Consider the following 23,209-nt stretch of genomic DNA (forward strand, 5'->3'; position numbering starts at 1 on the left):
CTCATCCCATCTGGAGGCGGATCTTGAGAACCTGGGCGAGGGTCATGGCCCGCTTGGCCGTCTGTTCTCCCAGGAGCATGTCCTCCCAGCCCTCTTCCGCGGAGAGCCGGAGGCGGTCGTTCTCGAGGCTGAGGGCGGCGTGGCGCAGCACCTCCACGTTCCGGCCGGCCAGGTCACAGCCCAGGCGGATGGCCGATCCCAGGGCGCGGGCCCTGACGCGCCGTTCCGGCGACAGGAGGCGGTTGATCACATCCGGCTCCGGCGGGGTGGGGGCCGAGGCGTGCCGGGAAAAGACCACGCTGGCCAGGAAGGCTCTCTCGGGATGCGTCATGCCGGCGATGGGGGCCCTCAGAGCCTTCTCGAAGGCGAGGTCCGCCCGGTGGTCCGGGTGCAGCCGGGCGCCGAGGTCCGCCAGCCGGCAGGCCGCCGCCAGGAGGATGGGGTCGCGGGTCCCGAAGGCGGGGGGAAGCTGCTCGAAGACCGGCCTGATGAAGGCCTCAAGGGCGGGGCCGAGGTCTGAAGTCAGGCCGCTCTGCGCGACGAGGGCCTCGCACCCGCCCACAAGGGGATCAAGGTTGCGGACCCTCTCAGGCATGGATTCCAGCAGAAGGCCCTCGCGCAGGCCGAAGGCGGAGACCACCACCCTCTGCACCTCCAGGGCCTGCACCACCTCCGACAGGACGACGGCGGCGTAGGGCAGGGTGTCGAACCGCTTGCGCGACAGGCCCTGAATACCCTCCAGGGAGGTCCGCGACTGCCGCGCCACGAAACGGCACATGTCGAGCAGGTCGGTCCTCTGGATCTCGTACTGGTGGGCGATGTGAAGCGGATAGCCCTCTAGCTCCATGTGGAGGAGGGCGAGGTTACGCCAGGCGCCGCCCACGGCGTGGAACTCGCGGGTGGATAGGCGCGCGGCATGGGGCCGCAGGGCCCGGGCGGTAACCCGCCGCACCCGGTCCGCATCCATCGCCCGGGGTGCGCCCAGGGCCAAGGGGCCAAGGGGCAGGCTCACCCCCTGCTCGGGGTCATCCAGCCGCACGAGCTCCAGGCTCGATCCGCCCAGGTCGCCCGCCACGCCTCCGGCGTCGGCCTGTCCGGCCAGCACGCCGAGGGCGCCGTAGCGGGCCTCTTCCTCCCCTGAGAGGACGCGGACGGTGATCCCCGTTTCTTCCTCGACGGCGCGAAGGAAGGCGCGGCTGTCGCGGGCCTCGCGCACCGCCGCCGTAGCGACCACGTAGGTTTCCCGGCTGCTCCACCCCTGCAGAAGCACGCGAAAGCGTCGCAGGGCCGACATGGCGACCTCGACGCCCTCTGGCGAGAGGCGTCCGGTGGTCTGCAGGTCGCGGCCGAGACCGGCGAGGGCCTTCTCGTTGTAGACCGTCCAGATCGCGCGGCCTTCGAGGCGATAGACGACAAGGCGGATCGAGTTCGACCCGATGTCGATCACGGCCGCATGCCGCGACTCTGCGGGCGGCGGCCCCAGGGGCGCAGGGGCCCGGTTAGGTGCGAGACGCCACATGGTCAATCGCGCCGGGCAGGTCCTTCACCTTGTGCCCGCGACCCGAGAGGCTGGGATTGGTCATGAAGTACTCGTGCGCCGAAAAGGCTCCCGGGTGATCCCAGGCGGGGTCCCGGCTATACCCGCCGGAAGCGTCCAGCGTCCAGCTTTGGGCCTCGTCCCGGATGTTCGCCACCAGGATCTGGTGCAGGACCTGCTGGTGGACGGTGGGAGTCTCCACAGGCGCGAGGGACTCCACCCGCCGGTCAAGGTTCCGGGGCATCCAGTCCGCCGAGGAGATGAAGACCCGGGCCTGGGCCGAGGGCATCTCGGCGCCGTTGGCGAAGGCGACGATCCGCGAGTGTTCCAGGAACCGGCCAACGATCGACTTGACCTTGATACGCTCCGAAAGCCCCGGAACGCCGGGCCTGAGGCAGCAAATGCCGCGCACAACCAGCTGGACGTCCACGCCGGCCTGGCTGGCCTCGTAGAGGGCGTCGATGATCTCGGGATCCACCAGGGAGTTCAGCTTGGCCCAGATGGCCGCCGGCTTTCCGGCGCGCGCGTTGTCGGCCTCGTCGGCGATCATCCGGACCAGGTCGGTCTTCATGGTCAGGGGCGAGAAGGACAGCTTCTCCATCCGCTGGGGCCGGGCGTAGCCGGTGATGTAGTTGAACAGGCGGGCCGAATCCCGCCCGAGGGCCGGGTCGGAGGTGAACAGGGACAGGTCCGTGTAAACCCGCGCGGTCTGCGGGTGATAGTTGCCGGTCCCGAAGTGGCAGTAGGTCCGCAGCTGGTCCCCCTCGCGGCGCACCACCATCGAGAGCTTGGCGTGGGTCTTGTACTCCACGAAGCCGAAGACGACGTGGACGCCGGCGCGCTCAAGGTCGCGGGCCCACTTCAGGTTGGCCTCCTCGTCGAAGCGCGCCTTGATCTCCACCAGGGCGGTCACGTTCTTGCCGTTCTCCGCCGCCTCGATCAGGGCCGCGACGATCGGGCTGTCCTGGGAGGTCCGGTAGAGGGTCTGCTTGATGGCCAGGACATGCGGGTCCCGCGCCGCCTGGCGCAGGAACTGGACCACCACGTCGAAGCTTTCGAAGGGGTGGTGGACCAGGATGTCCTTCTCGCGGATCGCGGCGAAGCAGTCCCCGGCGTGGTCGCGGATGCGTTCGGGGAAGCGGGGTTCGAAGGCGCGGAACTTCAGCTCCGGGCGGTTCGGCGGGATCAGCTGGGACAGCTCGTCCAGGCCCAGCATGCCCCCGATCCGGATGATGTCCTCGCGCCGGGCGTGCAGGTTGTCGCAGATGAAGGCCTGCAGGTCGCGCGGCATGGCCGCCTCGATCTCGACCCGGACCACCGAGCCCAGCCGCCTCTGCTTCAGCCGCTCCTCGAATTCCCGGACCAGGTCCTCGGCCTCTTCCTCGATCTCGACGTCGGAGTCCCGGATCAGCCGGAACACGCCCTGGCCGTCGACCCTGGAGCCCGGAAAGAGCCGGTCCACGAACAGGGCGACCAGGGCCTCGAGGGTGACGAACCGGCGCTCGGTCCGCCGACGCGGGGCGGGCTGGGAGGGCAGCTCCCAGAAGCGGGCCACCTGGGCCGGGATCGGCACGAGGGCGTAGAGCGACCGCCGCTCGGCCTTCAGGCGCAGCTTGAAGACCAGGGAGAAGGCCAGGTTCGGGATGAAGGGGAAGGGGTGGGCCGGATCGATGGCCAGAGGCGTCAGGATCGGGAAGAGCCGGGTCAGGAAGGCGTCTTCCAGCGCCTCGCGGTCAGCCTCTGTCAGGGCCTCGGGCGCAACGAGGGACAGTCCCTGGGTCGACAGCTCGGTGGCGAGGTCCTTCCACTGGGCCTGCTGGTCCACCATCAGGTCCTCGGCCTCGGCGTTGATCCGCTCCAGCTGCTCGGCGGGGGACAGGCCGTCCTGGCTGACCGTGCGGATCCCTTCCCGGACCTGGGCCTTCAGGCCGGCCACGCGGACCATGTAGAACTCATCCAGGTTGTGGGCCGAGATGGACAGGAAGCGCAGGCGCTCCAGCAGGGGATGCCGGGGATTGCGGCTCTCCGCCAGGACCCGCCGGTTGAAGGCCAGCCAGGAAAGCTCCCGGTTGAAGAAGCGCTCGGGCGAACGCATCAGCTCGCGGTCCAGCGGAGCGCCGTTCGGGGTCACATGGGATTTCGGCTTTGCGGCGAGGGGCATCTGGCTGGGCTCGTTCCCGGGATCGGTAGCACTGGCGCCGTCATGGGCCAAGCCCATGACACCTCCAAGTCAGATGTCGAAAAGGTCAAGATTTTCCGTCTCGTCGCCCAGGATTTCCCGGGCCAGGGCCCGGCTCACGGGCCGGTGGTCGGGTCCGGACGCCTCGTGGAGGCGCTCCACCACGTCCCGGGCGGCCGAGACGGACCGGTCGATCCGGCGCACGAGATAGGGCGCGAGGTCGGCGGAGGGGCGAATGCCCCGGGCGCGCAGGAAGTCCTCGATCACCCCGGTCAGCACGGCGTCGTCCATGCCCTCGATCAGGGCCGCCTCGGCCGCCTTCAGGCGCGAGCGCAGGTCGGGAAGGCGGACGGGCCAGGACGCCGGCGGGGTCCGGGCGGTCATCAGGAGCCCGCCGCTCACCGGCGCCAGGTTGATGAGGTGGAACAGCCCTTCCTCGCAGAAGCCCCGGTCCACGTCTTCCAGGAGGATCGGCCGGGCCCGCGCAGACGCCGTGTCGGGCTGTCGCGGATCCAGCGCCAGGGCCCCGGTCCGCGCCGCCCAGTCCTCGGCCATCCGGCTCTTGCCGGAACCTTCGGGGCCCACCAGGACGAGGCAGCCGGCCGACCAGGCCGGCCAGGCCTCCAGGCGCGCACAGGCGCCGGCGTTCCCGGGCGAGACGACGAACTCGCCCCGCGCCCGGAAGAGCGGGTCCCAGAAATCGAACAGCGCCTGTCTCATGTCCTTCCGGTGCTAGCCCGGTTCACCCCTAGGGGTCGACGGCTCCGGCGACCTCCGGCGGGGATGGCCCGGACCCGCCTGTGGACAGGCTGTGGAGGAGCGGGCGGGCGGGCGCGTCCCGGTCGCGGGCGGAGAGCAGGGTCCATCCCGTGGGGCCCAGGGCCTCCAGGGGCTGGAACCCGGCCTTGTAGTCCATCTTGCCCGACCCCCGGACCCAGTAGCCCAGGTAGACGTAGGGGAGGGTCGTCAGCCGGGCCTGGGCCAGGTGATCGAGGATCATGAACCGCCCCAGGCTGCGGCGCGCGAGGTCCGGATCATAGAACGAGTAGACCATCGACAGGCCGTCGCCGAGCAGGTCCACCAGGGCGCAGCCCACCAGCTCGCCCGGCGCGCCGTCCGGCGAGGGCAGGCGGTATTCCATCAGGTGGGTGCGGACCGGCGTGTCCTCGACCATGGCCACGAAGTCGGGCCAGCCCATGTCCGTCATCCCGCCCTCGGCGTGGCGGGCCCGCAGGTAGCGCCCCAGGAGCTCGAACTGCTCCACCGTCGCCTCGGCCTCCACCAGGCCGCGCTGCAGGTCGGCGTTGCGGTTGAGGGTCTTCCGGTCAGACCGCGACAGCACGTAGTCCGCCGCCGGAACCCGCACAGAGACGCAGGCCGCGCAGGCCTCGCAGGCGGGCCGGTAGGCGATGTTCTGCGAGCGCCGGAACCCGCTCTGGCTCAGGCCGTCATTGACCACCGCGCCGTCGCCCATGGGCAGGTGGGCGAACACCTTCCGCTCCAGCCGGTCGGGCAGGTAGGGGCAGGGGGCCGGGGCGGTCAGGTAGAACCGGAGCTGGCGGGTGGGGAAGTGCTGCGTCACGCCGCCGACTAGACCCCGAACCGAGCGGCCGGCGCAAGGGCGGTCGGGGCCAAACGCGCCTAGAAGGCGGGTTCCGGCGGCAGGACGGGCGCCTCGCGCAACAGGACGATGGCGATCCGCCGGTTGCCGGGCAGGCTGGGGTCATCCGGATAGAGGGGCTCGGAATTCGCCTTGCCCGAGACCTGGTAGACCCGGTCCTTGTCGATCCCCGCCGCCTGGAGAATCCGCCGCGAGGCGTCCGCCCGGGCCGACGACAGGCCCCAGTCGCTGTCCACCTCGCCGCCGCGCCAGTCGGCCGAGGTGTGGCCCGAGATCGAGATCCGGTTGGGCAGTTCGTTCAGGGTCTTGGTGATCGCCCGCAGGAGCACCCGCGCCCGGTCGTTCGGCACGGACGAGCCCTCGGCGAAGAGCGAGCGCCCCTCCTGGTCGACCAGCTGGATGCGCAGGCCCTCGGGCGTCTTGTCGACGATGATGTTCTTCGACAGCTCGGCCAGCTCGGGCATGGACTGCAGGGCCTGCTTCAGCGACTGGGCGGCGGAGTCGAACTCGGCCTCCTCGCGCTTCTGCCGGGCCGTCTCCAGGGTGTCGGAGACCGAGGCGGCGGCGTTCGGCCCGTCCTGGGCGTTGCGCGTGTCGGGCGCCATCTGGGCCATGATGGAGGTGGAGCCCGCCGACTTGGCGCCGTTGTCGTCCAGGGCCGTCCCGCCGAGGATCCCGCCCGCGCCGGAGGTGGAGTCCGACACCGTGGCCGGGGCGAAGTATTCGGCGATGCCGCGCTTTTGCTCGGGGCTGGTGGTGTTGATCAGCCACATCAGCAGGAAGAAGGCCATCATGGCGGTCACGAAGTCCGCATAGGCCACCTTCCAGGCGCCGCCATGGTGGCCGCCCCCGGAAACCTTCTTGACCTTCTTGATCAGAACGGGCCGTTCGTCGTTCGCCATGACGGATACCGGGGTGGATGTCCCCGCCGCCTTGCCATGGCGAGGGTTAAGATGCGGTTTAGGATGGAGGGGCGGATGCGGGTCGCATTCATCGGACTGGGCGTCATGGGTTTCCCCATGGCCGGCCACCTGGCCGCGGCCGGGCATGAGGTGCGGGTCTTCAACCGCAGCCCGGACAAGGCCCGCCGCTGGGCGGAGCAGCATGCCGGAACCGCCTGCGACAGCCCCGGGGCGGCGGCGCAGGGCGCGCACCTGGTCGCCCTGTGCGTCGGCGCCGATCCCGATGTGCGCGGCCTGGTCCCCCGCCTCCTGCCCGTCCTGGCCCCCGGCGCCCTCATCGTCGACCACACCACCACCTCCGCCGAGCTGGCCCGGGACATGGCCGCCCAGGCCGCCGCCTCTGGCTGCAGCTTCCTCGACGCCCCGGTCTCGGGCGGGCAGGCGGGGGCGGAGGCCGGGCGGCTGACCGTCATGTGCGGCGGCGATCCGGAGGCCTTCGCCAGGGCCGAGCCGGTGATCGCGTCTTACGCCCGCGCCATCCGCCTCATGGGCGGGCCCGGCGCCGGCCAGCTGACCAAGATGGTCAACCAGATCGCCATCGCCGGCGTCGTCCAGGGCCTGGCCGAGGCCCTGCACTTCACCCGCCGGGCGGGGCTGGACCCGGCCGAAGTGCTGGCCGCCATCTCCCAGGGCGCGGCCCAGTCCTGGCAGATGGACAACCGCTGGCCCACCATGGCGGAAGGCAGGTTCGACTTCGGCTTCGCCGTCGACTGGATGCGCAAGGACCTCGGCCTGGTGCTGGACGAGGCCGCCCGCAACGGCGCCCGGCTGGACCTGACCCGCCAGGTCGACGCCTGGTATGAAGAGGTCCAGGCCCTCGGCGGCGGCCGCTGGGACACCTCCAGCCTCCTCACCCGCCTGGAGCCGCCCCGGTGAGCGTGATCCTCCACACGCCCCGGTTGACCCTCGACGAGCTGGAGACCGACCGCGACGCCGGCTTCATCCTGGCCCTCCTGAACGAGCCCGGCTTCCTGGAGAACATCGGCGACCGGGGCGTGCGCGACCTGGAGGGCGCCCGCCGCTATATCGAGGAGGGCCCCCGGGCCTCCTACGCCGGCTATGGCTATGGCCTGTGGCGCGCGACCGAGCGCGACGGCGGCCGCCCCGTGGGCCTGTGCGGCGTGCTGAAGCGCGACGGCCTGAAGGACCCCGACCTCGGCTACGCCTTCCTGGCCAGCGTGTGGGGCCGGGGCTTCGCCTCCGAAGCCGCCCGCGCCTGCCTCGACCACGCCCGCCGCGCCCTGCGCCTGGGCCGCATCGTCGCCATCACCACCCCGGGCAATGTGGCGTCACAGGCGGTGTTGAAGAAGATCGGCCTGAAGGCGGCGGGCGTGGTGCGGCTGCCGGGGAAGGACGAGGACAGCGCGTATTTTGTGTCGGAGGGGTAGGGGTTAGGCGTTCTCCGTCGTCGGATCCGAAGGCTGCGCAGCGCTCTGCGCCGCTTCCCAATCCGCGAAGGTTTGGCCGTTGGGAAGCTTCCAGGCTGTACGCCCATTGACGCTCATGCCGCTGAGGGTGGCGGCGGCGGCGGAGGGCGAAGTGAACGTAATGTCTGCGGCGACGCGCAGACCTTCGCCCTCAGGGACCAGGGCGCCGCTCTTCAGGTTGTCTTCCCTAAGCTTCAGCACGCCCTTGGACAACGAAGGAACGATTGTGCCTCTCGCGACCGACCCCGCCTTCAAGGCCATCTCGCCATTGCTCGCGACGAAGAATTGGCCCGAGAAGCCCTTGCCACTGTAGTTGAAGGCTGCAGGCGTTCCTTCGCTGCCTGTACTGGGTGATCCTGTGGCGGCGGCCCCGGCGATCGGGCCGGTCACGGCCTTGAACAGATCGCTCCCCAGCACGCCGACCAGGGTTTTCAACTGGTCGATGAACTCGTCCATGATGATCTGGTCGGCCAAAGGCAGTTTGCCGACTTCAGTGGCCTTCTGGGTGTTTTCGAGTTGCCAGGCGGGGTTCGCCTTCGCCGCTGCGATCAGGCGCGCCTCTATGTAACGGGCGTGGGATTTCGTCAGGTTCTCGTCCTTGGAGACGATGACGAAGGTGTTGTACCAGAACCCCTTCTTCAGTCCGAACTCGTCTTTACCGGTCGCGTGGTACTGCAACCGCCCTGCGACGCCCTCGGACTCCCCGATGTAGGCGACCCGCTGGTCAGGGTTATTCACGTCCTCACCGGTCAGGATGTAGACCCCCGGACGATCCAGCTCCTGAAACGCCGCCCGCGCCGCCTTGAGCTGGAGCTTCCGGAACCCGATGGCCAGGATGGTTGAGAGGGAAATCTGCGCGCTGCGCAGGCCCTCCGGGTCGCCGTCGTTCAGGAAGATGTTGATGGCGCGGGGTTTGGACATGGCGGGTTCTGCTCTTGCGGTCTCGGTTAGGCGACTTGCATCCTAAAGACGACAGCTCCGGTCGCCTCAATCCCTCCACCTTCATTTCACTATTCTGAAGTGGCAGTTTGAGATGTGATCGGCCACGCAGGGCCAGTTGATCAGCGCCCCTTATTCGTAGAGCGTGTTCGCATGGTGAAACAACAGTTTGAGCCCGATTCCAGTCCGCATCCCGACCGGCGTCGAAATCTCCCCATCCGAGCCTTGATGACCGCATCACTCCGCTACACGCCCTATCAGGCGGCCTATTTCGCCCACTTCCTGACCCGTGAGGGACTGGAAGGCGATGGCCTTACGCAATCGCTGTCTGCCGCCCGCGTCGATCTCAACCCCCATCAGGTCGAAGCGGCGATGTTCGCTATGCGCTCGCCCCTATCCAAGGGCGTGCTGCTGGCCGACGAGGTGGGGCTGGGTAAGACAATCGAAGCCGCGCTCGTCATCAGCCAGCGCTGGTGGGAGCGGAAGCGTCGCCTCCTGCTGATAGCCCCGGCCTCGCTGCGCAAGCAGTGGGCTCAAGAGCTTCACGAGAAGTTCTCCCTCCCGTCCGTGATCCTCGATGCCAAGCGGGTGAAGGACTTGGCCAAGGCCGGGAAGGACAACCCGCTCGGCAAGGCCGAAGGCGTGGTGATCCTGTCCTACGAATATGCCGCCCGCATCGCCGAGGACATCCGCAAGGTGTTGTGGGACTTGGTGGTGTTTGACGAAGCCCACAAGCTGCGGAACGTCTACCGGGCGGCCGAAACCTCCCGTGCCGCCATTCTCCGATCCGCGCTCGCCGACCGGCAGAAGCTCCTGCTGACGGCCACGCCGCTTCAGAACAACCTCATGGAACTCTATGGGCTGGTCACCGTCATCGACGACCAGTTCTTCGGTTCGGCCGACGCGTTCAGGGCCGAGTTCGGCGGCCGGGAGGACCGCAAGGCCCTGTCGATCTTGGGCCGCCGGTTGGAGCCGATCTGCAAGCGCACGCTGCGGCGGCAGGTCCAGAAGGCGGGCCTGATCAACTACACCAACCGCCTGCCCAAGACCTTCGACTTCACGCCCGACCGGCTTGAGGAAGACCTCTACAAGCACATGTCGGACTACCTTCAGCGCGAGGACACGGTTGCGGTCGGGAAGAATGGCCGCCACCTCGTCACCCTCGTTCTGCGGAAGATTCTCGGCTCGTCGTCATTCGCGGTCGCCGCGACCTTGGACAAGATGCTCACCCGCTTGGAGCGGAAGCAGGCTGTCTCGGAGGAAACCCTCGACGACATCGATGGCGTGGCGGAGACGGCCGACGAATGGCGCGAAGGCGAGCAGACGGCCGAAGCCGACGCGCTCGAAGAGGAAGCCGAGGGCGCGGCAAAGGACATCGATCCCGCCGTGCTGAAGGCCGAGATCGACGAACTGGCCCGCTACCGTGATCTGGCCCGGTCGATCAGCACCAACGCCAAAGGCAAGGCCCTGCTCGACAGCCTGCCGGGTGTGCTGGACGAGATCGTTGGCAAGGGCGGCCAGCGGAAGGCGGTGATCTTCACCGAGTCCGTCCGCACCCAATCCTACCTGCGCGATCTTCTGGAAGAGCATGGCTTCGCCGGTCAGACCGTGATCCTCAACGGGGCCAACGCCGACAAGGACAGCCGCGAAATCTACAAGGCGTGGCTTGAGAAGCACCGGGGCACCGAGGCCGTGTCCGGCTCGAAGACCGCCGACATGAAGGCCGCGCTCGTCGATGCCTTCCGCAGCGACCGGACGATCCTGATCGCCACGGAGTCCGGCGCCGAGGGCATCAATCTTCAGTTCTGCTCCCTGCTCATCAACTACGACCTGCCGTGGAACCCCCAGCGGGTCGAGCAGCGCATCGGCCGCTGCCACCGCTACGGCCAGAAGATCGACGTGACCGTCGTCAACTTCATGAACCGGAAGAACCAAGCCGAGGCCCGAATCGTCGAACTGCTACAGACCAAGTTCCAGCTTTTCGACGGCGTGTTCGGCTCGTCCGACGAGGTGCTGGGCGCCATCGAGTCCGGCGTGGACATCGAGCGTCGCATCCTCGAAATCGTCCAGTCCTGCCGCACCAACGACGACATCAACGCCGCCTTCGACGCGCTTCAGACCGAGCTTGTCGTCGAGATCGACGAGGCCAAGAAGTCCGCTCGGGACCAAATCCTCGCCGCCATGGACGACAAGGTGGTCGAGCGGCTGAAGATGCAGGAGACCTCGCTTCATCGCTCGCTCGACGAGTTCAAGCGCGCGCTGCTCCTGCTGGCGCGCGCCGAGCTTCCCGACGCTCGCTTTCACGACGACCATGCCGAACGGTTCGACTGGCGGGGCGACACCTACACGACCGAATGGCCGCTCGCGGACGACCGTGGCTGGAACTTCTTTAGGCTCGCCGACGGCCGCCTTGCTGACCAGTTGGTCGCACAGGCCAAGGCGCGTGACCTGAATGCTGCGTCGGTCACCTTCGACTACGGCGCCTACGACGGGAACCTTGGCGATGTCGCGGAACGCATCGGTGCGAGCGGCTGGATGCAAGCGGCGCGGCTGACGCTGAAGACACCGGCGCGCACCTTTGACGAGATCATCGTGGGGGCCGTGACCGATGACGGCGAGGTGCTCGATGGTGAGACCGCCGCGCGAATGATGCTGGTGCCCGCGCAGATCGGTGACGTGGCGCCGACTTCATCGGCTCCTGAAGCGTTGGCCACGCTCGTGGGCGAACGGCAGACGGCCATCGTGCAGCAGGCTCAGACCCGGCTGGGCGACTTCCTCGAAGAGGAAGAAGAGCGGCTGGACAACTGGCGCGACGATGCGCGGGTGTCATTCGACGCGCAGATCAAGGCTTTGGCCAAGGAGGCGAAGGAGAAGACCAAGCTCTCCCGCGCCGTTCAGGGCCTTCAGGAGAAGGTCGAGCATCAGCGTGAGGCTAATGCGCTGAAGCGGCAGGCTGACGACCTAAACCACCAACTCTACACCCGGCTGCGGGAGATCGACGCGGAACGCGAGCGGATGCTCGACGAGATCGCCGAGAAGCTGAACCTCACGCCGACCCTAACCCCCCTGTTTACGATCCGATGGGACATCGCCGGATGAGTGCCAAGACGAAACTGGAACTAACGTGGATCGGTAAGGAGCACCGGCCTCGGCTTGAGCCACGCATCCTAATCGAAGATGAGAAGTGGTCTTATCACTCGACCTCTCGACGGCCGGAAGATCGCTTCGACAATGTTCTCATTAGAGGCGACAACCTACTCGCACTCAAGGCACTTGAGGCTCAATATAGAGACAAGGTGAAATGCATATTCATTGATCCACCTTACAATACCGGTTCGGCATTCACTCATTATGACGATGGCGTTGAGCATAGCGTCTGGCTGAGCCTCCTGAGAGATAGGTTGGAAGTTCTTCGGAGTCTTTTGTCATCAGATGGATCGATTTGGATCGCGCTTGATGACAACGAAGCTCACTATTTCAAGGTCATGGCAGATGAGGTGTTCGGTCGGTCAAACTTCATAGACACTATAGTGTGGCAAAAAGTATATACCGTTAAAAACTCCGCCAGACATTTTTCGTCTATGCACGATTATATACTTGTATACGCAAAAGATGCGGCGGCTTGGACACGAAAGTTGCTTCCTAGGTCGGGAGAGCTTGATGCTTCATACACGAACCCCGATGGCGACCTCAGAGGCGCGTGGACTACAAATGCCATGCAGGCGCGGAACTACTACAGCCTTGGGTCTTATCCAATCACATCGCCCAATGGCCGAGTGTTCACGCCGCCTCAAGGAACTTTCTGGCGTGTCTCGGAAGCGAAGTTTCGAGAACTCGACGCGGATGGCCGCGTCTGGTGGGGGGCGGACGGCAACAATGTGCCTCGTATCAAGAAGTTTCTGTCGGAAGCGAAGCAGGGAGTGGTCCCTTCTACTTTTTGGCCCTACTCCGAAGCGGGTCACAACGCTGAGGCCAAAGATGAAGTGAGAAAGCTCGTCGCAGGCGAAGGCGACGATGTATTCATGACCCCAAAGCCCGAGCGACTAATCAAAAGGGTTTTGGAGATAGCGACCGAGCCCGGTGACTTGGTCATGGACTCGTTCGCTGGTTCAGGAACGACAGGTGCCGTTGCCCACAAAATGGGACGGCCTTGGATCATGGTCGAACTCGGCGACCACTGCGAAACGATCATCGTCCCCCGCCTCAAGAAAGTCATCGACGGCAATGACCCCGGCGGGATCACCAAAGCGGTTGGCTGGCAGGGCGGGGGCGGCTTCCGCTACTACCGCATGGCCCCATCGCTGTTGGAAAAGGACCAGTTTGGGCAATGGGTGATCTCCAAATCCTACAACGCCGAGATGCTTGCCGAGGCAATGTGCCAGCACTTCGGGTTCACATACGCGCCCTCGGCCGAGCACTACTGGCTGCACGGGTATTCGTCAGAGACGGATTTCATATACGTCACGACTAACAGCCTTACCCACGAGCAGCTTCAGGCGATTTCCGATGAAGTCGGCGACGAGCGCACCCTCCTGATCTGCTGCAAGGCGTTCCAAGGGACGAATGCCGACAACTTCACGAATCTGACGATCCGCAAAATCCCCGGCGCGATCCTCGATCGCAGCGAGTGGGGCAAGGACGACTATTCGCTAAAGATCGAGTCCCTGCCGCTGATCGATGATGAGGCTGAAGTCGAGGGGGAGCCGGAGGCCGCCGCCAAGTCGAGGGGCCGCCACCGCAAAGCCGACGACGCGCCAAGCCTGTTCGACGCGGAGAGCGACGCGTGATCGACAACCGCGCCCTCCACCAGATCGGCCAACGGCTGTCCCTACGCAAGCCGCAGGCCGAGTCGCTTAAACGGCTGGCCGATGTCATCGACCTCGTTGATCCGACCAAGGGCACCGATGTCGCGGGCGCCCTTGAGGCTGTGCGGGCGGCCTATCCCGACGTTGAGGACTTCGAGCGGGACTTCCCGAGCCTTTGCTTCGCGCTGGCGACCGGCGTCGGCAAGACGCGGCTGATGGGGGCGTTCGTCAGCTACCTGTTCATGACGGGGAAGAGCCGCAACTTCTTCGTGCTGGCGCCCAACCTGACCATCTACGAAAAGCTGCTCGCCGACTTCCAGCCGTCCAGTCCGAAGTATGTGTTCAAGGGCGTCGAAGCGTTCGCCCACCAGCCGCCTCTGATCGTCAACGCTGAGAACTATGAGGAAGGGCGCGGCGTTCGCGGCGCCGACCTGCTCGGCCGCGACGCGGCGATCATCAACATTTTCAACATCTCGAAGATCAACTCCGAGGTGCGCGGCGGCAAGTCGCCCCGGATCAAGCGGCTTCAGGAATACATTGGCGAGAGCTACTTCTCTTACCTCGCCGGGCTACCCGACCTCGTGCTGATGATGGACGAGGCCCACCGCTACCGGGCCTCGGCAGGCGCCAAGGCGATCAGCGAACTGAAGCCAATCCTCGGCCTCGAAGTCACCGCCACGCCGAAGGCGGTTGGCGGTAGCGCGGCGCCGTTCAAGAACGTCCTCTATCGCTACGATCTGCCAGAGGCGATGGAGGACGGCTACGTCAAAGAACCGGCCGTCGGCACCCGCGCCAACTTCGATCCCAAGAGTGTCTCCGAGGACGTGCTCGAACGGATCAAGTTGGAGGACGGGGTCCACTACCATGAGCATGTGAAGGTCGCCCTTCAGACCTATGCGAAGCAGAACAACGCCCCGCTCGTCCACCCGTTCATGCTGGTGGTCACACAGGACACCCACCATGCCCGGCAGGTGCATGAGTTCGTCGAGTCCGAGCAGTTCTTCGACGGTCGCTACAAGGGTCGCGTCATCGAGATTCACTCCAAGCTCACCGGTGAGGAAACCGAGGACAACGCTCGGAAGCTACTCAACATCGAGCGGGACGGAACCACGGATATCGTGATCCACGTCAACAAGCTCAAAGAGGGGTGGGATGTCTCCAACCTCTTCACCATCGTCCCCCTGCGCGCCTCGGCATCCGACATCCTGACCGAGCAGACCCTCGGTCGCGGCCTGCGGCTTCCCTACGGCAAACGCACCGGCGTCGAGGCCGTGGACACGCTCACCGTCATCGCCCACGACCGCTTCAATGCCCTGATCGAGATGGCGAAATCGGCGGACGGTCTGGTCCACAAGTTCAAGGAAGTGCGAATCGGCGACAGCGGCGACGTGCCATCGTCCAAACCGGTGATGATCGAGGCGCTGTCGATCATCCAGACGATGATCCGGCAGGCCGCCGCGCCGCCCATGCCGCCGCTCCCCGGCGGTGGCGTCGCCGAACCGGATGCGCCTGCCTTTACGTTCGACAAACCGGAGGAGATCGCGCTCGCCGAGACCGCGCTGAACGTCGTCATGCCCAGCATCCGCGACCTGAAGCGCGCGTCCGATCTCAACTCCGACAAGGTGATCAAGACCATCGCGGCCGATGCGCTGGCCGCGCATCGCGCGACCGAGGGCCTGTTCACCACGCTGACGCCCGAGCGGGCCGAACAGGTGGTGAAGGAGCTTTGCGCCGCCTTCGTCGAGCGCACCATCGCCATCCCGCAGATGGTGGTCACGCCGGTCGATCAGGTGTCGTTCGGATTCAAGCCCTTCCAACTTGAGGGCCTCGGTAGCTGGAACTACCAGCCCATCAGCCGCGAACTTCTGGTGCAGGTGCTTCGCACCGAGAAGCAGAGCCTGATCTCCGGCGAAGACGGCGGCGACCAACCAGACCGCTTGGAGGATTATCTCGTCGCCAGGCTGATCGACTTCGATGAGGTCGATTACGACGCCCACGCGGAGATGCTCTACGAGCTGTCAGGTCAGGTCGTGACCCACCTGCGGAGCTATCTCCCGAATGACGAGGATGTCCGCAACGTCCTGCAAAGCCGGGGCAAGGATATGGCCAAGGCTATCTTCACGCAGATGACCCAGCATCGCTGGCGGACGGACAGCAAATACCGCGTCACGCTGCACGCACCGTTCACGGTGTTGCGGCCGCAGGCGTTCGACGGCTCCGGCGCCAATCCGATCCGTGACTTCCGCCAGCAGCCGGAGCGGCTCAGCGACATCAAGCGGTTCATCTTCACGGGCTTCAAGAAGGGCTGTTACCCGCAGGCTAAGTTCGACTCGGATACTGAGCGGCAGATGGCGATCCTGCTGGAACGCGATGCAACGGTCGAACTCTGGATGAAGCCCGGCCCCAACCAGTTCAAAATCTACGACTCGGAAGGCCACGCCTACCAGCCGGATTTTGTGGTCGAGACGAAGACCGAAAAGCTTATCCTCGAAACCAAGCGCGCCTCTGATGTCAGCGATGGGGAAGTCCAAGTTAAGGCTGACGCCGCCTCATTATGGTGCTTCATCGCAACGACTTACCATGCTGAAAAATTTGGTGAAAAACCCTGGAGGTATGCGCTTATTCCCGATGTGGCGGTTCAGCCAAATTCGACATTAAGCGGCTTATTGGCCAAATACACCCGGCCGGCGTCCCTCGAGCTCAAGAGTCGGTTTGAACTCCAGGCGGAGGAGGGCACGGGGTAGGAGCCCCCCCTACGCCCCCAACATCCGCGCCGCCTGCGGCGCAAAGTATGTGATCACCCCCGCCGCGCCGGCGCGCTTGAAGGCGGAGAGGCTTTCCAGGATGGCGCGGTCCTCGTCCAGCCAGCCGTTGGCGCCGGCGGCCTTGATCATGGCGTACTCGCCCGAGACCTGGAAGGCGAAGGTGGGGACGCGATAGGCCTCTACCACCCGGCGCACAATGTCGAGATAGGGCAGGCCGGGCTTGACCATCACCATGTCGGCGCCCTCGGCGATGTCCAGGCCCACCTCGCGCAGGGCCTCCTCGGTGTTGGCCGGGTCCATCTGGTAGGTCTTCTTGTCGGCCGGGTTGTCCTCGGGGCCGGAGCCCAGCTTTCCCGAGCCGATGGCGTCGCGATAGGGGCCGTAGAAGGCCGAGGCGTACTTGGCGGCGTAGGACATGATCATCACGTCCGGGTGGCCGGCGCTCTCCAGGGCCCCGCGCAGGGCGCCGATGCGGCCGTCCATCATGTCGGAGGGGGCGAGGATGTCGGCCCCGGCCTGCGCCTGCATCAGGCCCTGGGCGACCAGGCGCTCGATGGTGGCGTCGTTGGCGATCCGGCCCGAGCGGATCAGGCCGTCGTGGCCGTGGGTGGTGAAGGGGTCGAGGGCCACGTCGCACATGATCCCCACCTCGGGGGCGGCGTCCTTCATGGCCTTCACCGCCCGGGGGATGACCCCGCCCGGGTCGGCGGCCAGGCTGCCCTCGGCGTCCTTCCGGGCGCCGTCGATGTGGGGGAAGATGGCGATGGCGGGAATGCCCAGCCGGCGCGCCTCCACGGCGGCGCGGGCGCAGTCCTTCACCGACAGGCGGCTGACGCCGGGCATGGAGGCGACGGGCACCTCGCCCTCGCCCTCGTGCACCACCATGGACCAGATGAGGTCGGCGGGGGTCAGCACGGTCTCGCGGACCAGGCGGCGGATCCAGTCGGCCTGGCGCAGGCGGCGCAGGCGCAGGGCGGGGTAGGGGGCGAGGGGCGGCGGGCTCATGCCCTGCGGTCTCGCGCAAATGGGGGTGGGGTGCAAGGGGCGCGGCGTTGCCAGGCCGGCGTTGACAGAGGGGGGCGGGAGGCTCCAGACGGCGGGGGCGCCTCAAACGGGGAGACCGGATGGACTTTGCGCTCAACGACGACCAGGCGGCCATCCAGGCGGCGGCCCGCGCCTTCGCCGAGGCCGAGCTGGCGCCGCACTCGGCCCGCTGGGACGAGGAAAAGGTGTTCCCGGTGGCGACCCTGCGCGCCGCCGCGGCCCTGGGCTTCGCCGGGCTCTACGTGCGCGAGGAGGTCGGCGGCTCGGGCCTGTCGCGGCTGGACGCGGCCCTGGTCTTTGAGGAGCTGAGCCGGGGCGACGTGTCCGTGGCCGCCTACATCTCCATCCACAACATGGTCTCGTGGATGATCGACCGGTTCGGAAACGACGGCCAGCGCCAGCGCTGGCTGCCCCGGCTGGCGACCATGGAGCTGCTCTCCAGCTATTGCCTGACCGAGCCGGGGGCGGGGTCGGACGCGGCCTCCCTGGCCACCCGGGCCGAGCGGGACGGCGACGACTATGTCCTGACCGGCGCCAAGGCCTTCATCTCCGGGGCGGGGACCTCCGACCTCTACCTGGTCATGGCCCGCACGGGGGAGGGCGGCGCCCGGGGCGTCTCGGCCTTCGTGGTGGAGGCGGGAACGCTGGGCCTGTCCTTCGGCGCCCAGGAGCGCAAGATGGGCTGGAACGCCCAGCCGACGGCCATGGTCCACTTCGACGGGGTGCGCGTGCCGGCGGCCCACCGGATCGGAGCCGAGGGCGAGGGCTTCCGCTTCGCCATGGCCGGCCTGGACGGCGGGCGCATCAACATCGCCGCCTGCTCCCTGGGGGGTGCGGGCCTGGCGCTCGAGACCGCCCGCGAGCACCTCTCCGCCCGCCGCCAGTTTGGCCGGCCGCTGGCGGACTTCCAGGCCCTCCAGTTCCGCCTCGCCGACATGGCCACCGAGCTGGAGGCCGCCCGCCTGATGGTGCGCCGCGCCGCCTTCGCCCTGGACGCCGGGGACCCGGACGCCACCCTCTACTGCGCCATGGCCAAGCGCTTCGCCACGGACGGCGGCTTCGAGGTCGCCAACCAGGCCCTGCAGCTGCACGGCGGCTATGGCTATCTGCGGGACTATCCCCTGGAGCGGATCGTGCGCGACCTGAGGGTCCACCAGATCCTGGAAGGGACCAACGAGATCATGCGGGTCATCATCAGCCGGGAGATTCTGGGACGATGAGCGAGGAGGTGCTTGTTGCGCGGGACGGGGGCCTCGGCCGCCTGACCCTGAACCGGCCACAGGCCCTGCACGCCCTGACTACGGGCATGTGCCAGGCCCTGACCGCCGCCCTCCTGGACTGGCGCGGCGACCCGGCCGTGCAGGCGGTGCTGGTCGACCATTCCGGCGAGCGGGGATTCTGCGCCGGCGGCGACATCCGCATGCTGGCCGACAGCGGCGCGGCTGACGGGCGGCTGGCGCGGGAATTCTTCTTCATCGAGTACCGGCTGAACCACCTGCTGTTCGGCTATCCCAAGCCGGTCATCGCGGTGATGGACGGGATCACCATGGGCGGCGGGGTCGGCCTGTCGGCGCCGGCCCGCTTCCGCATCGCCACCGAGCGGACCACCTTCGCCATGCCGGAGACCGGGATCGGCCTCTTCCCGGACGTCGGCGGCGGCTGGTTCCTGCCCCGCCTGCCCGGCCGGATCGGCCTCTGGCTGGCCCTGACCGGCGCCCGGATCAAGGCCGCCGACTGCCTCCACGCGGGCCTGGCGACCCACTACGTCCCTTCGGAGACACTACCGGAACTGAAGGCGGCCCTGACCGCAAAACCTCAGGATATCGAGGACTTGCTGACGCAGTTTCATGTGGACCCAGGCCCGGCGCCGGTCGATGCGCACCGCGCCGAGCTGGACGCGGCCTTTGGGCAGGACTCGGTGGAGGCCATCCTCGCGGCCCTGGAGGGTGGCTCCGACTGGGCCCGCGCCCAGGCCGAGGCCCTGAAGACCAAGTCGCCCCAGACCCTGAAGGTCGCCTTCCGCCAGCTGGCCCTGGGCCTCGCCGCCCCGGACTTCGCCGCCAACATGGCCATGGAGTACCGGATCGGCGCCCGGGTCGTGCAGCGCCACGACTTCCTCGAGGGCGTGCGCGCCGTCATCGTCGACAAGGACAACGCCCCCAGGTGGGACCCGGCGACCCTGGAAGGCGTGGGCGAGGACCTGCTGGACGCCATCTTCGCCCCCCTGCCGGCGGACCAGGAATGGTCGCCCCTGGAAAGGACATCGCAATGACCCGCATCGCCTTCATCGGCCTGGGAAACATGGGTGGCGGCATGGCCGCGCGGCTGGTCGGCGCCGGCCATGAGGTCATCGCCTACGATCTCTCCGCGGAGGCGCTGGCGCGGGCCGCGGGCCGCGGCTGCACGCCGGCCGCCAGCGTCCGCGAGGCGGTGGCTGGCGCTGAAGCCGTGATCACCATGCTGCCCGCCGGCCCACAGGTGAGGGCGGTCTACGAGGGCGAGATCCTGGGCCAGGCCCCCGCCGGCGCCCTGCTCATCGACGCCTCGACCATCGACGTGGAGACCGCCCGCGCCGTGGCGGAAAAGGCCGCCGCGGCGGGCTATGTCTTCGCCGACGCCCCGGTCTCCGGCGGCACGGCGGGCGCCGAGGCCGGGACCCTGGCCTTCATGGTCGGCTGCGACGAGGACTGCTTCGCCGCCATCGAGGCCCTGCTGGCGCCCATGGCCCGGGCGGTCCTGCGGGCCGGCGACCATGGGGCGGGGCAGGCGGCCAAGATCTGCAACAACATGCTGCTGGGCATCTCGATGATCGGGACCTGCGAAGCCTTCGCCCTGGCCGAGCGCCTGGGGCTGGAGCCGGACAAGTTCTTCGAGATCGCCTCGAAATCCTCCGGCCAGTGCTGGTCCCTGACCAGCTATTCGCCCTGGCCCGGACTGGTGGAGACCGCCCCCTCGAACCGCGACTATTCCGGCGGCTTCGCCGTGGCCATGATGCTGAAGGACCTCAAGCTCGCCCAGGCGGCGGCGGCCTCGAACGGCGCGTCGACCCCCCTCGGGGCCCAGGCCGAGGCCCTTTACGCCCTGTGGGACCGGCTCGGGAACGGGGGCCGTGACTTCTCGTCCATGCTGCAGTTCCTGCGGGGCGGGGCTTGATCTTCGGGAACCTCGTCGCGATTTGACGTGGATCATGACGCCGGCGTCAGGTTGGCTGGACATTGGCGCCGCCGGGGTGCAAATGTCCGGCGGTTTTCGTTGGGTTTTCGGCCCGGGCGCGCCGCCCGGCCCGCTGGGATCAGAGCCATGGATTACAAGGCCGCCTTCGCCGACGCGCTGGACAAGGTCCGCTCCGAGGGTCGCTACCGGGTCTTCGCCGACCTGAAGCGTCACCGCGGCCGGTTCCCGAACGCCACCTGGACCCGCCCGGACGGCTCGACCTCCGAGGTCGTGGTCTGGTGCTCCAACGACTACCTGGCCCAGGGCGAGAACCCCGTCGTCCTCGACGCCATGAAGGCGGCCATCGACGAGGCCGGCGCCGGCTCCGGCGGCACCCGCAACATCTCGGGCACCACCCGCTATCACGTCGAGCTCGAGCGCGAGCTGGCCGACCTGCACGGCAAGGAATCGGCCCTCCTCTTCACCTCGGGCTACGTTTCCAACGAGGCCTCGCTCTCGACCCTCTACAAGATCCTGCCCGGCCTGATCGTCTTCTCCGACGCCCTGAACCACAATTCGATGATTTCGGGCATCCGCGGCGGTCGCGGCCCCCGGCACGTCTTCCGCCACAACGACCTGGCCCACCTCGAGGAACTGCTCGCCGCCGCTGATCCCGCCGCGCCCAAGCTGATCGCCTTCGAGAGCGTCTATTCCATGGACGGCGACATCGCCGACATCCGCGGCACCGTGGCCCTGGCGAAGAAGTACGGCGCCATGACCTACATCGACGAGGTCCATGCCGTGGGCATGTACGGCCCCCGCGGCGCCGGCGTATGCGAGCGTGACGGCGTCATGGCCGAGATCGACATCATCGAGGGCACCCTGGGCAAGGCCTACGGGGTCATGGGCGGCTACATCGCCGCCGACGCGGTGATCGTCGACGCGATCCGCTCCTATGCCGACGGCTTCATCTTCACCACCTCCGTCCCGCCGGCCGTGGCCGCGGGCGCCGTGGCCTCGATCCGCTGGCTCAAGGAGCACAACGAGGTGCGGGTGAAGCACCAGGAGCGCGCCGCCGCCCTGAAGGCGCGCATGGAGGCCGCCGGCCTGCCGGTCATGCCCTCGGTCAGCCACATCGTGCCCGTGCTGGTCGGCGACCCGGTCCACTGCAAGCTGATCTCGGACATCCTGCTCGAGGAGCATGGCGTCTACGTCCAGCCCATCAACTATCCCACCGTGCCCCGCGGGACCGAGCGCCTGCGCTTCACCCCCAGCCCGGCGCACACTGACGGGATGATGGACGACCTGGTCCGGGCCCTCGAGAAGCTCTGGGTCCGCTGCAACATCCAGAGGGTGGGCGGCCAGGCCGCCTGATCCCGAGGACTTTTCCGCGTTTCGTCCTCAGAGGACGGTTCCGCCGGGACCCGCGAGGCTGTAAACAGCCCGCGTTCGGCCGCGCCGAATCCTCAGGACAGGCCCCATGACCACACAGACCCTCGCCGCCGGCGTCCCGGCGGGCTTCTTCTCGGCTTCGGTCGCGCAGTCCGACCCGGCGCTCGCCGCCGTGCTGGACGGAGAACTGCGCCGCCAGCAGGACCAGATCGAGCTGATCGCCTCCGAGAACATCGTCTCGCAGGCGGTGCTGGAGGCGCAGGGCTCGGTCCTGACCAACAAGTACGCCGAGGGCTATCCGGGCAAGCGCTATTACGGCGGCTGCGAGGTGGTGGACGAGGCCGAGGCCCTTGCCATCGAGCGGGCCAAGACCCTGTTCGGCTGCGACTTCGCCAACGTCCAGCCGCACTCGGGCAGCCAGGCCAACCAGGCGGTCTTCATGGCCACCCTGGTCCCCGGCGACACCTTCATGGGCATGGACCTGGCCGCCGGCGGCCACCTGACCCACGGCAAGAGCGTCAACCAGTCGGGCAAGTGGTTCCGGCCGGTCTCCTATGCCGTGCGCAGCCAGGACCACCTCATCGACTACGACCAGGCCGCCGAACTGGCCCTGGCCGAGAAGCCCAAGGTGATCATCGCCGGCGGCTCGGCCTATTCCCGGCACATCGACTTCGCCCGTTTCCGGCAGATCGCCGATTCCGTCGGCGCCATCCTGATGGCCGACATCGCCCACTACGCCGGGCTCGTGGCCGGGGGCGTCTACCCCAATCCCTTCCCGCACGCCCACGTGGTGACGACCACCACCCACAAGACCCTGCGGGGTCCGCGCGGCGGCCTGATCCTGACCAACGACAAGAAGCTGGCGAAGAAGCTGGACTCGGCGGTCTTCCCGGGCCTGCAGGGCGGTCCGCTCATGCACGTCATCGCCGCCAAGGCCGTGGCCTTCGGCGAGGCCCTCCGGCCGGAGTTCAAGGCCTATGCCCGGCAGGTGGTCGACAACGCCCGGGCCCTGGCCGACAGCCTGCAGCAGGCCGGCTTCCGGATCGTGTCGAACGGCACCGACAGCCACCTGATGCTGGTGGACCTGACGCCCAAGGGCGTGAACGGGGCCGACGCCGAGATCGCCCTCGAGCGCGCCGGCATCACCACGAACAAGAACGGCATTCCCTTCGACCCGCTTCCGCCGGTCCAGACCTCGGGGATCCGCGTCGGCACGCCGGCCGGCACGACCCGGGGCTTCGGCGAGGACGAGTTCCGCCAGGTCGGCCGCTGGATCGGCGAGGTCCTCGACGGGGTGGCGGCCGGCGGCGACAACTCGGCCGTCGAGGCGCGGGTTCGGGGCGAGGTCCTGGCCCTCACGAAACGCTTTCCCATCTACGGCTGAG

General features: G+C 67.6%; 17 protein-coding genes. 10 read left to right on the forward strand and 7 right to left on the reverse strand.

What is annotated here, in order from left to right; translation table 11 throughout:
* Nucleotide 1 precedes the first annotated feature (1 nt).
* The 5 genes from HYN04_RS06145 to HYN04_RS06165 form a co-directional block, all read right to left on the reverse strand.
* Nucleotides 2-1,519, reverse strand: coding sequence for a Ppx/GppA phosphatase family protein (locus HYN04_RS06145; RefSeq protein WP_110449949.1), 1,518 nt, complete (start codon nucleotides 1,517-1,519; stop codon nucleotides 2-4).
* Complete coding sequence (locus HYN04_RS06150; protein ID WP_241962714.1) at nucleotides 1,500-3,698, reverse strand: RNA degradosome polyphosphate kinase; 2,199 nt, start codon at nucleotides 3,696-3,698, stop codon at nucleotides 1,500-1,502. The genes HYN04_RS06145 and HYN04_RS06150 overlap by 20 nt, the downstream gene beginning before the upstream one ends.
* 69 nt (nucleotides 3,699-3,767) lie before the next feature.
* Entirely contained in the window at nucleotides 3,768-4,436 is a 669-nt protein-coding gene (locus HYN04_RS06155; protein WP_110449950.1) for a P-loop NTPase family protein, read from the reverse strand.
* Nucleotides 4,437-4,464: 28 nt separating this feature from the next.
* Nucleotides 4,465-5,298 carry an arginyltransferase gene (locus HYN04_RS06160; RefSeq protein ID WP_110449951.1) on the reverse strand — a complete coding sequence of 278 codons (834 nt, stop codon included), beginning with the start codon at nucleotides 5,296-5,298 and terminating at the stop codon, nucleotides 4,465-4,467.
* 59 nt (nucleotides 5,299-5,357) lie between these two features.
* Entirely contained in the window at nucleotides 5,358-6,239 is an 882-nt protein-coding gene (locus HYN04_RS06165; RefSeq protein WP_110449952.1) for a flagellar motor protein MotB, read from the reverse strand.
* Between the two features lie 75 nt (nucleotides 6,240-6,314).
* Here HYN04_RS06165 and HYN04_RS06170 point away from each other — a divergent pair, with 75 nt between their 5' ends.
* Together HYN04_RS06170 and HYN04_RS06175 are read left to right on the forward strand one after the other, a co-directional pair.
* Nucleotides 6,315-7,175, forward strand: a complete 861-nt coding sequence (locus HYN04_RS06170; protein WP_110449953.1) for an NAD(P)-dependent oxidoreductase — start codon at nucleotides 6,315-6,317, stop codon at nucleotides 7,173-7,175.
* Nucleotides 7,172-7,687 (forward strand): GNAT family N-acetyltransferase, encoded by a 516-nt coding sequence (locus HYN04_RS06175; protein WP_199285999.1) that lies wholly within the window; start codon nucleotides 7,172-7,174, stop codon nucleotides 7,685-7,687. Before HYN04_RS06170 ends, HYN04_RS06175 begins: the two co-directional genes overlap by 4 nt.
* 3 nt (nucleotides 7,688-7,690) lie before the next feature.
* On the opposite strand, the gene HYN04_RS06180 is transcribed toward HYN04_RS06175, so the two are convergent.
* Nucleotides 7,691-8,647 (reverse strand): GIY-YIG nuclease family protein, encoded by a 957-nt coding sequence (locus tag HYN04_RS06180; RefSeq protein ID WP_110449955.1) that lies wholly within the window; start codon nucleotides 8,645-8,647, stop codon nucleotides 7,691-7,693.
* A gap of 171 nt (nucleotides 8,648-8,818) precedes the next feature.
* On the opposite strand from HYN04_RS06180, the gene HYN04_RS06185 reads away from it, so the two are divergent.
* From HYN04_RS06185 to HYN04_RS06195, 3 genes are read left to right on the forward strand one after another with little or no spacing between them, the layout of a single operon-like run.
* Nucleotides 8,819-11,764 (forward strand): SNF2-related protein, encoded by a 2,946-nt coding sequence (locus HYN04_RS06185; protein WP_199286000.1) that lies wholly within the window; start codon nucleotides 8,819-8,821, stop codon nucleotides 11,762-11,764.
* Nucleotides 11,761-13,452: a site-specific DNA-methyltransferase gene (locus tag HYN04_RS06190; protein ID WP_110449957.1), complete on the forward strand. Its 1,692-nt coding sequence runs from the start codon at nucleotides 11,761-11,763 to the stop codon at nucleotides 13,450-13,452. The genes HYN04_RS06185 and HYN04_RS06190 overlap by 4 nt, the downstream gene beginning before the upstream one ends.
* A complete protein-coding gene (locus HYN04_RS06195; protein WP_199286001.1) occupies nucleotides 13,449-16,214 on the forward strand; it encodes a DEAD/DEAH box helicase family protein in 2,766 nt (921 codons plus the stop codon). The genes HYN04_RS06190 and HYN04_RS06195 overlap by 4 nt, the downstream gene beginning before the upstream one ends.
* Before the next feature lie 9 nt (nucleotides 16,215-16,223).
* On the opposite strand, the gene hemB is transcribed toward HYN04_RS06195, so the two are convergent.
* The gene (gene hemB / locus HYN04_RS06200) at nucleotides 16,224-17,240 is read right to left on the reverse strand and encodes a porphobilinogen synthase (RefSeq protein WP_110449958.1); all 1,017 of its coding nucleotides are present in this window, start codon (nucleotides 17,238-17,240) and stop codon (nucleotides 16,224-16,226) included.
* 119 nt (nucleotides 17,241-17,359) lie between these two features.
* Here hemB and HYN04_RS06205 point away from each other — a divergent pair, with 119 nt between their 5' ends.
* The 5 genes from HYN04_RS06205 (at nucleotide 17,360) to glyA (ending at nucleotide 23,208) form a co-directional block, all read left to right on the forward strand.
* The gene (locus tag HYN04_RS06205) at nucleotides 17,360-18,499 is read left to right on the forward strand and encodes an acyl-CoA dehydrogenase family protein (protein ID WP_110449959.1); all 1,140 of its coding nucleotides are present in this window, start codon (nucleotides 17,360-17,362) and stop codon (nucleotides 18,497-18,499) included.
* The gene (locus HYN04_RS06210; RefSeq protein WP_110449960.1) at nucleotides 18,496-19,551 is read left to right on the forward strand and encodes an enoyl-CoA hydratase/isomerase family protein; all 1,056 of its coding nucleotides are present in this window, start codon (nucleotides 18,496-18,498) and stop codon (nucleotides 19,549-19,551) included. Before HYN04_RS06205 ends, HYN04_RS06210 begins: the two co-directional genes overlap by 4 nt.
* A complete protein-coding gene (gene mmsB, locus HYN04_RS06215; protein WP_241962705.1) occupies nucleotides 19,548-20,432 on the forward strand; it encodes a 3-hydroxyisobutyrate dehydrogenase in 885 nt (294 codons plus the stop codon). Before HYN04_RS06210 ends, mmsB begins: the two co-directional genes overlap by 4 nt.
* A 147-nt stretch (nucleotides 20,433-20,579) precedes the next feature.
* On the forward strand, nucleotides 20,580-21,806 hold the full coding sequence (gene hemA, locus HYN04_RS06220; protein WP_110449962.1) for a 5-aminolevulinate synthase: 1,227 nt from the start codon (nucleotides 20,580-20,582) through the stop codon (nucleotides 21,804-21,806).
* Nucleotides 21,807-21,912: 106 nt separating this feature from the next.
* Entirely contained in the window at nucleotides 21,913-23,208 is a 1,296-nt protein-coding gene (glyA, locus tag HYN04_RS06225) for a serine hydroxymethyltransferase (protein ID WP_110449963.1), read from the forward strand.
* Nucleotide 23,209 lies beyond the last annotated feature (1 nt).

This window comes from Phenylobacterium parvum (assembly GCF_003150835.1).
Lineage (GTDB): Bacteria > Pseudomonadota > Alphaproteobacteria > Caulobacterales > Caulobacteraceae > Phenylobacterium > Phenylobacterium parvum.

Coding starts and splice junctions, on each gene's coding strand:
- HYN04_RS06145 (WP_110449949.1), bottom strand. CDS start 1,519: ATGTGGCGTCTCGCACCTAACCGGGCCCCTGCGCCCCTGGGGCCGCCG.
- HYN04_RS06150 (WP_241962714.1), bottom strand. CDS start 3,698: ATGCCCCTCGCCGCAAAGCCGAAATCCCATGTGACCCCGAACGGCGCT.
- HYN04_RS06155 (WP_110449950.1), bottom strand. CDS start 4,436: ATGAGACAGGCGCTGTTCGATTTCTGGGACCCGCTCTTCCGGGCGCGG.
- HYN04_RS06165 (WP_110449952.1), bottom strand. CDS start 6,239: ATGGCGAACGACGAACGGCCCGTTCTGATCAAGAAGGTCAAGAAGGTT.
- HYN04_RS06170 (WP_110449953.1), top strand. CDS start 6,315: ATGCGGGTCGCATTCATCGGACTGGGCGTCATGGGTTTCCCCATGGCC.
- HYN04_RS06180 (WP_110449955.1), bottom strand. CDS start 8,647: ATGTCCAAACCCCGCGCCATCAACATCTTCCTGAACGACGGCGACCCG.
- HYN04_RS06185 (WP_199286000.1), top strand. CDS start 8,819: ATGGTGAAACAACAGTTTGAGCCCGATTCCAGTCCGCATCCCGACCGG.
- HYN04_RS06190 (WP_110449957.1), top strand. CDS start 11,761: ATGAGTGCCAAGACGAAACTGGAACTAACGTGGATCGGTAAGGAGCAC.
- hemB (WP_110449958.1), bottom strand. CDS start 17,240: ATGAGCCCGCCGCCCCTCGCCCCCTACCCCGCCCTGCGCCTGCGCCGC.
- HYN04_RS06205 (WP_110449959.1), top strand. CDS start 17,360: ATGGACTTTGCGCTCAACGACGACCAGGCGGCCATCCAGGCGGCGGCC.
- HYN04_RS06210 (WP_110449960.1), top strand. CDS start 18,496: ATGAGCGAGGAGGTGCTTGTTGCGCGGGACGGGGGCCTCGGCCGCCTG.
- mmsB (WP_241962705.1), top strand. CDS start 19,548: ATGACCCGCATCGCCTTCATCGGCCTGGGAAACATGGGTGGCGGCATG.
- hemA (WP_110449962.1), top strand. CDS start 20,580: ATGGATTACAAGGCCGCCTTCGCCGACGCGCTGGACAAGGTCCGCTCC.
- glyA (WP_110449963.1), top strand. CDS start 21,913: ATGACCACACAGACCCTCGCCGCCGGCGTCCCGGCGGGCTTCTTCTCG.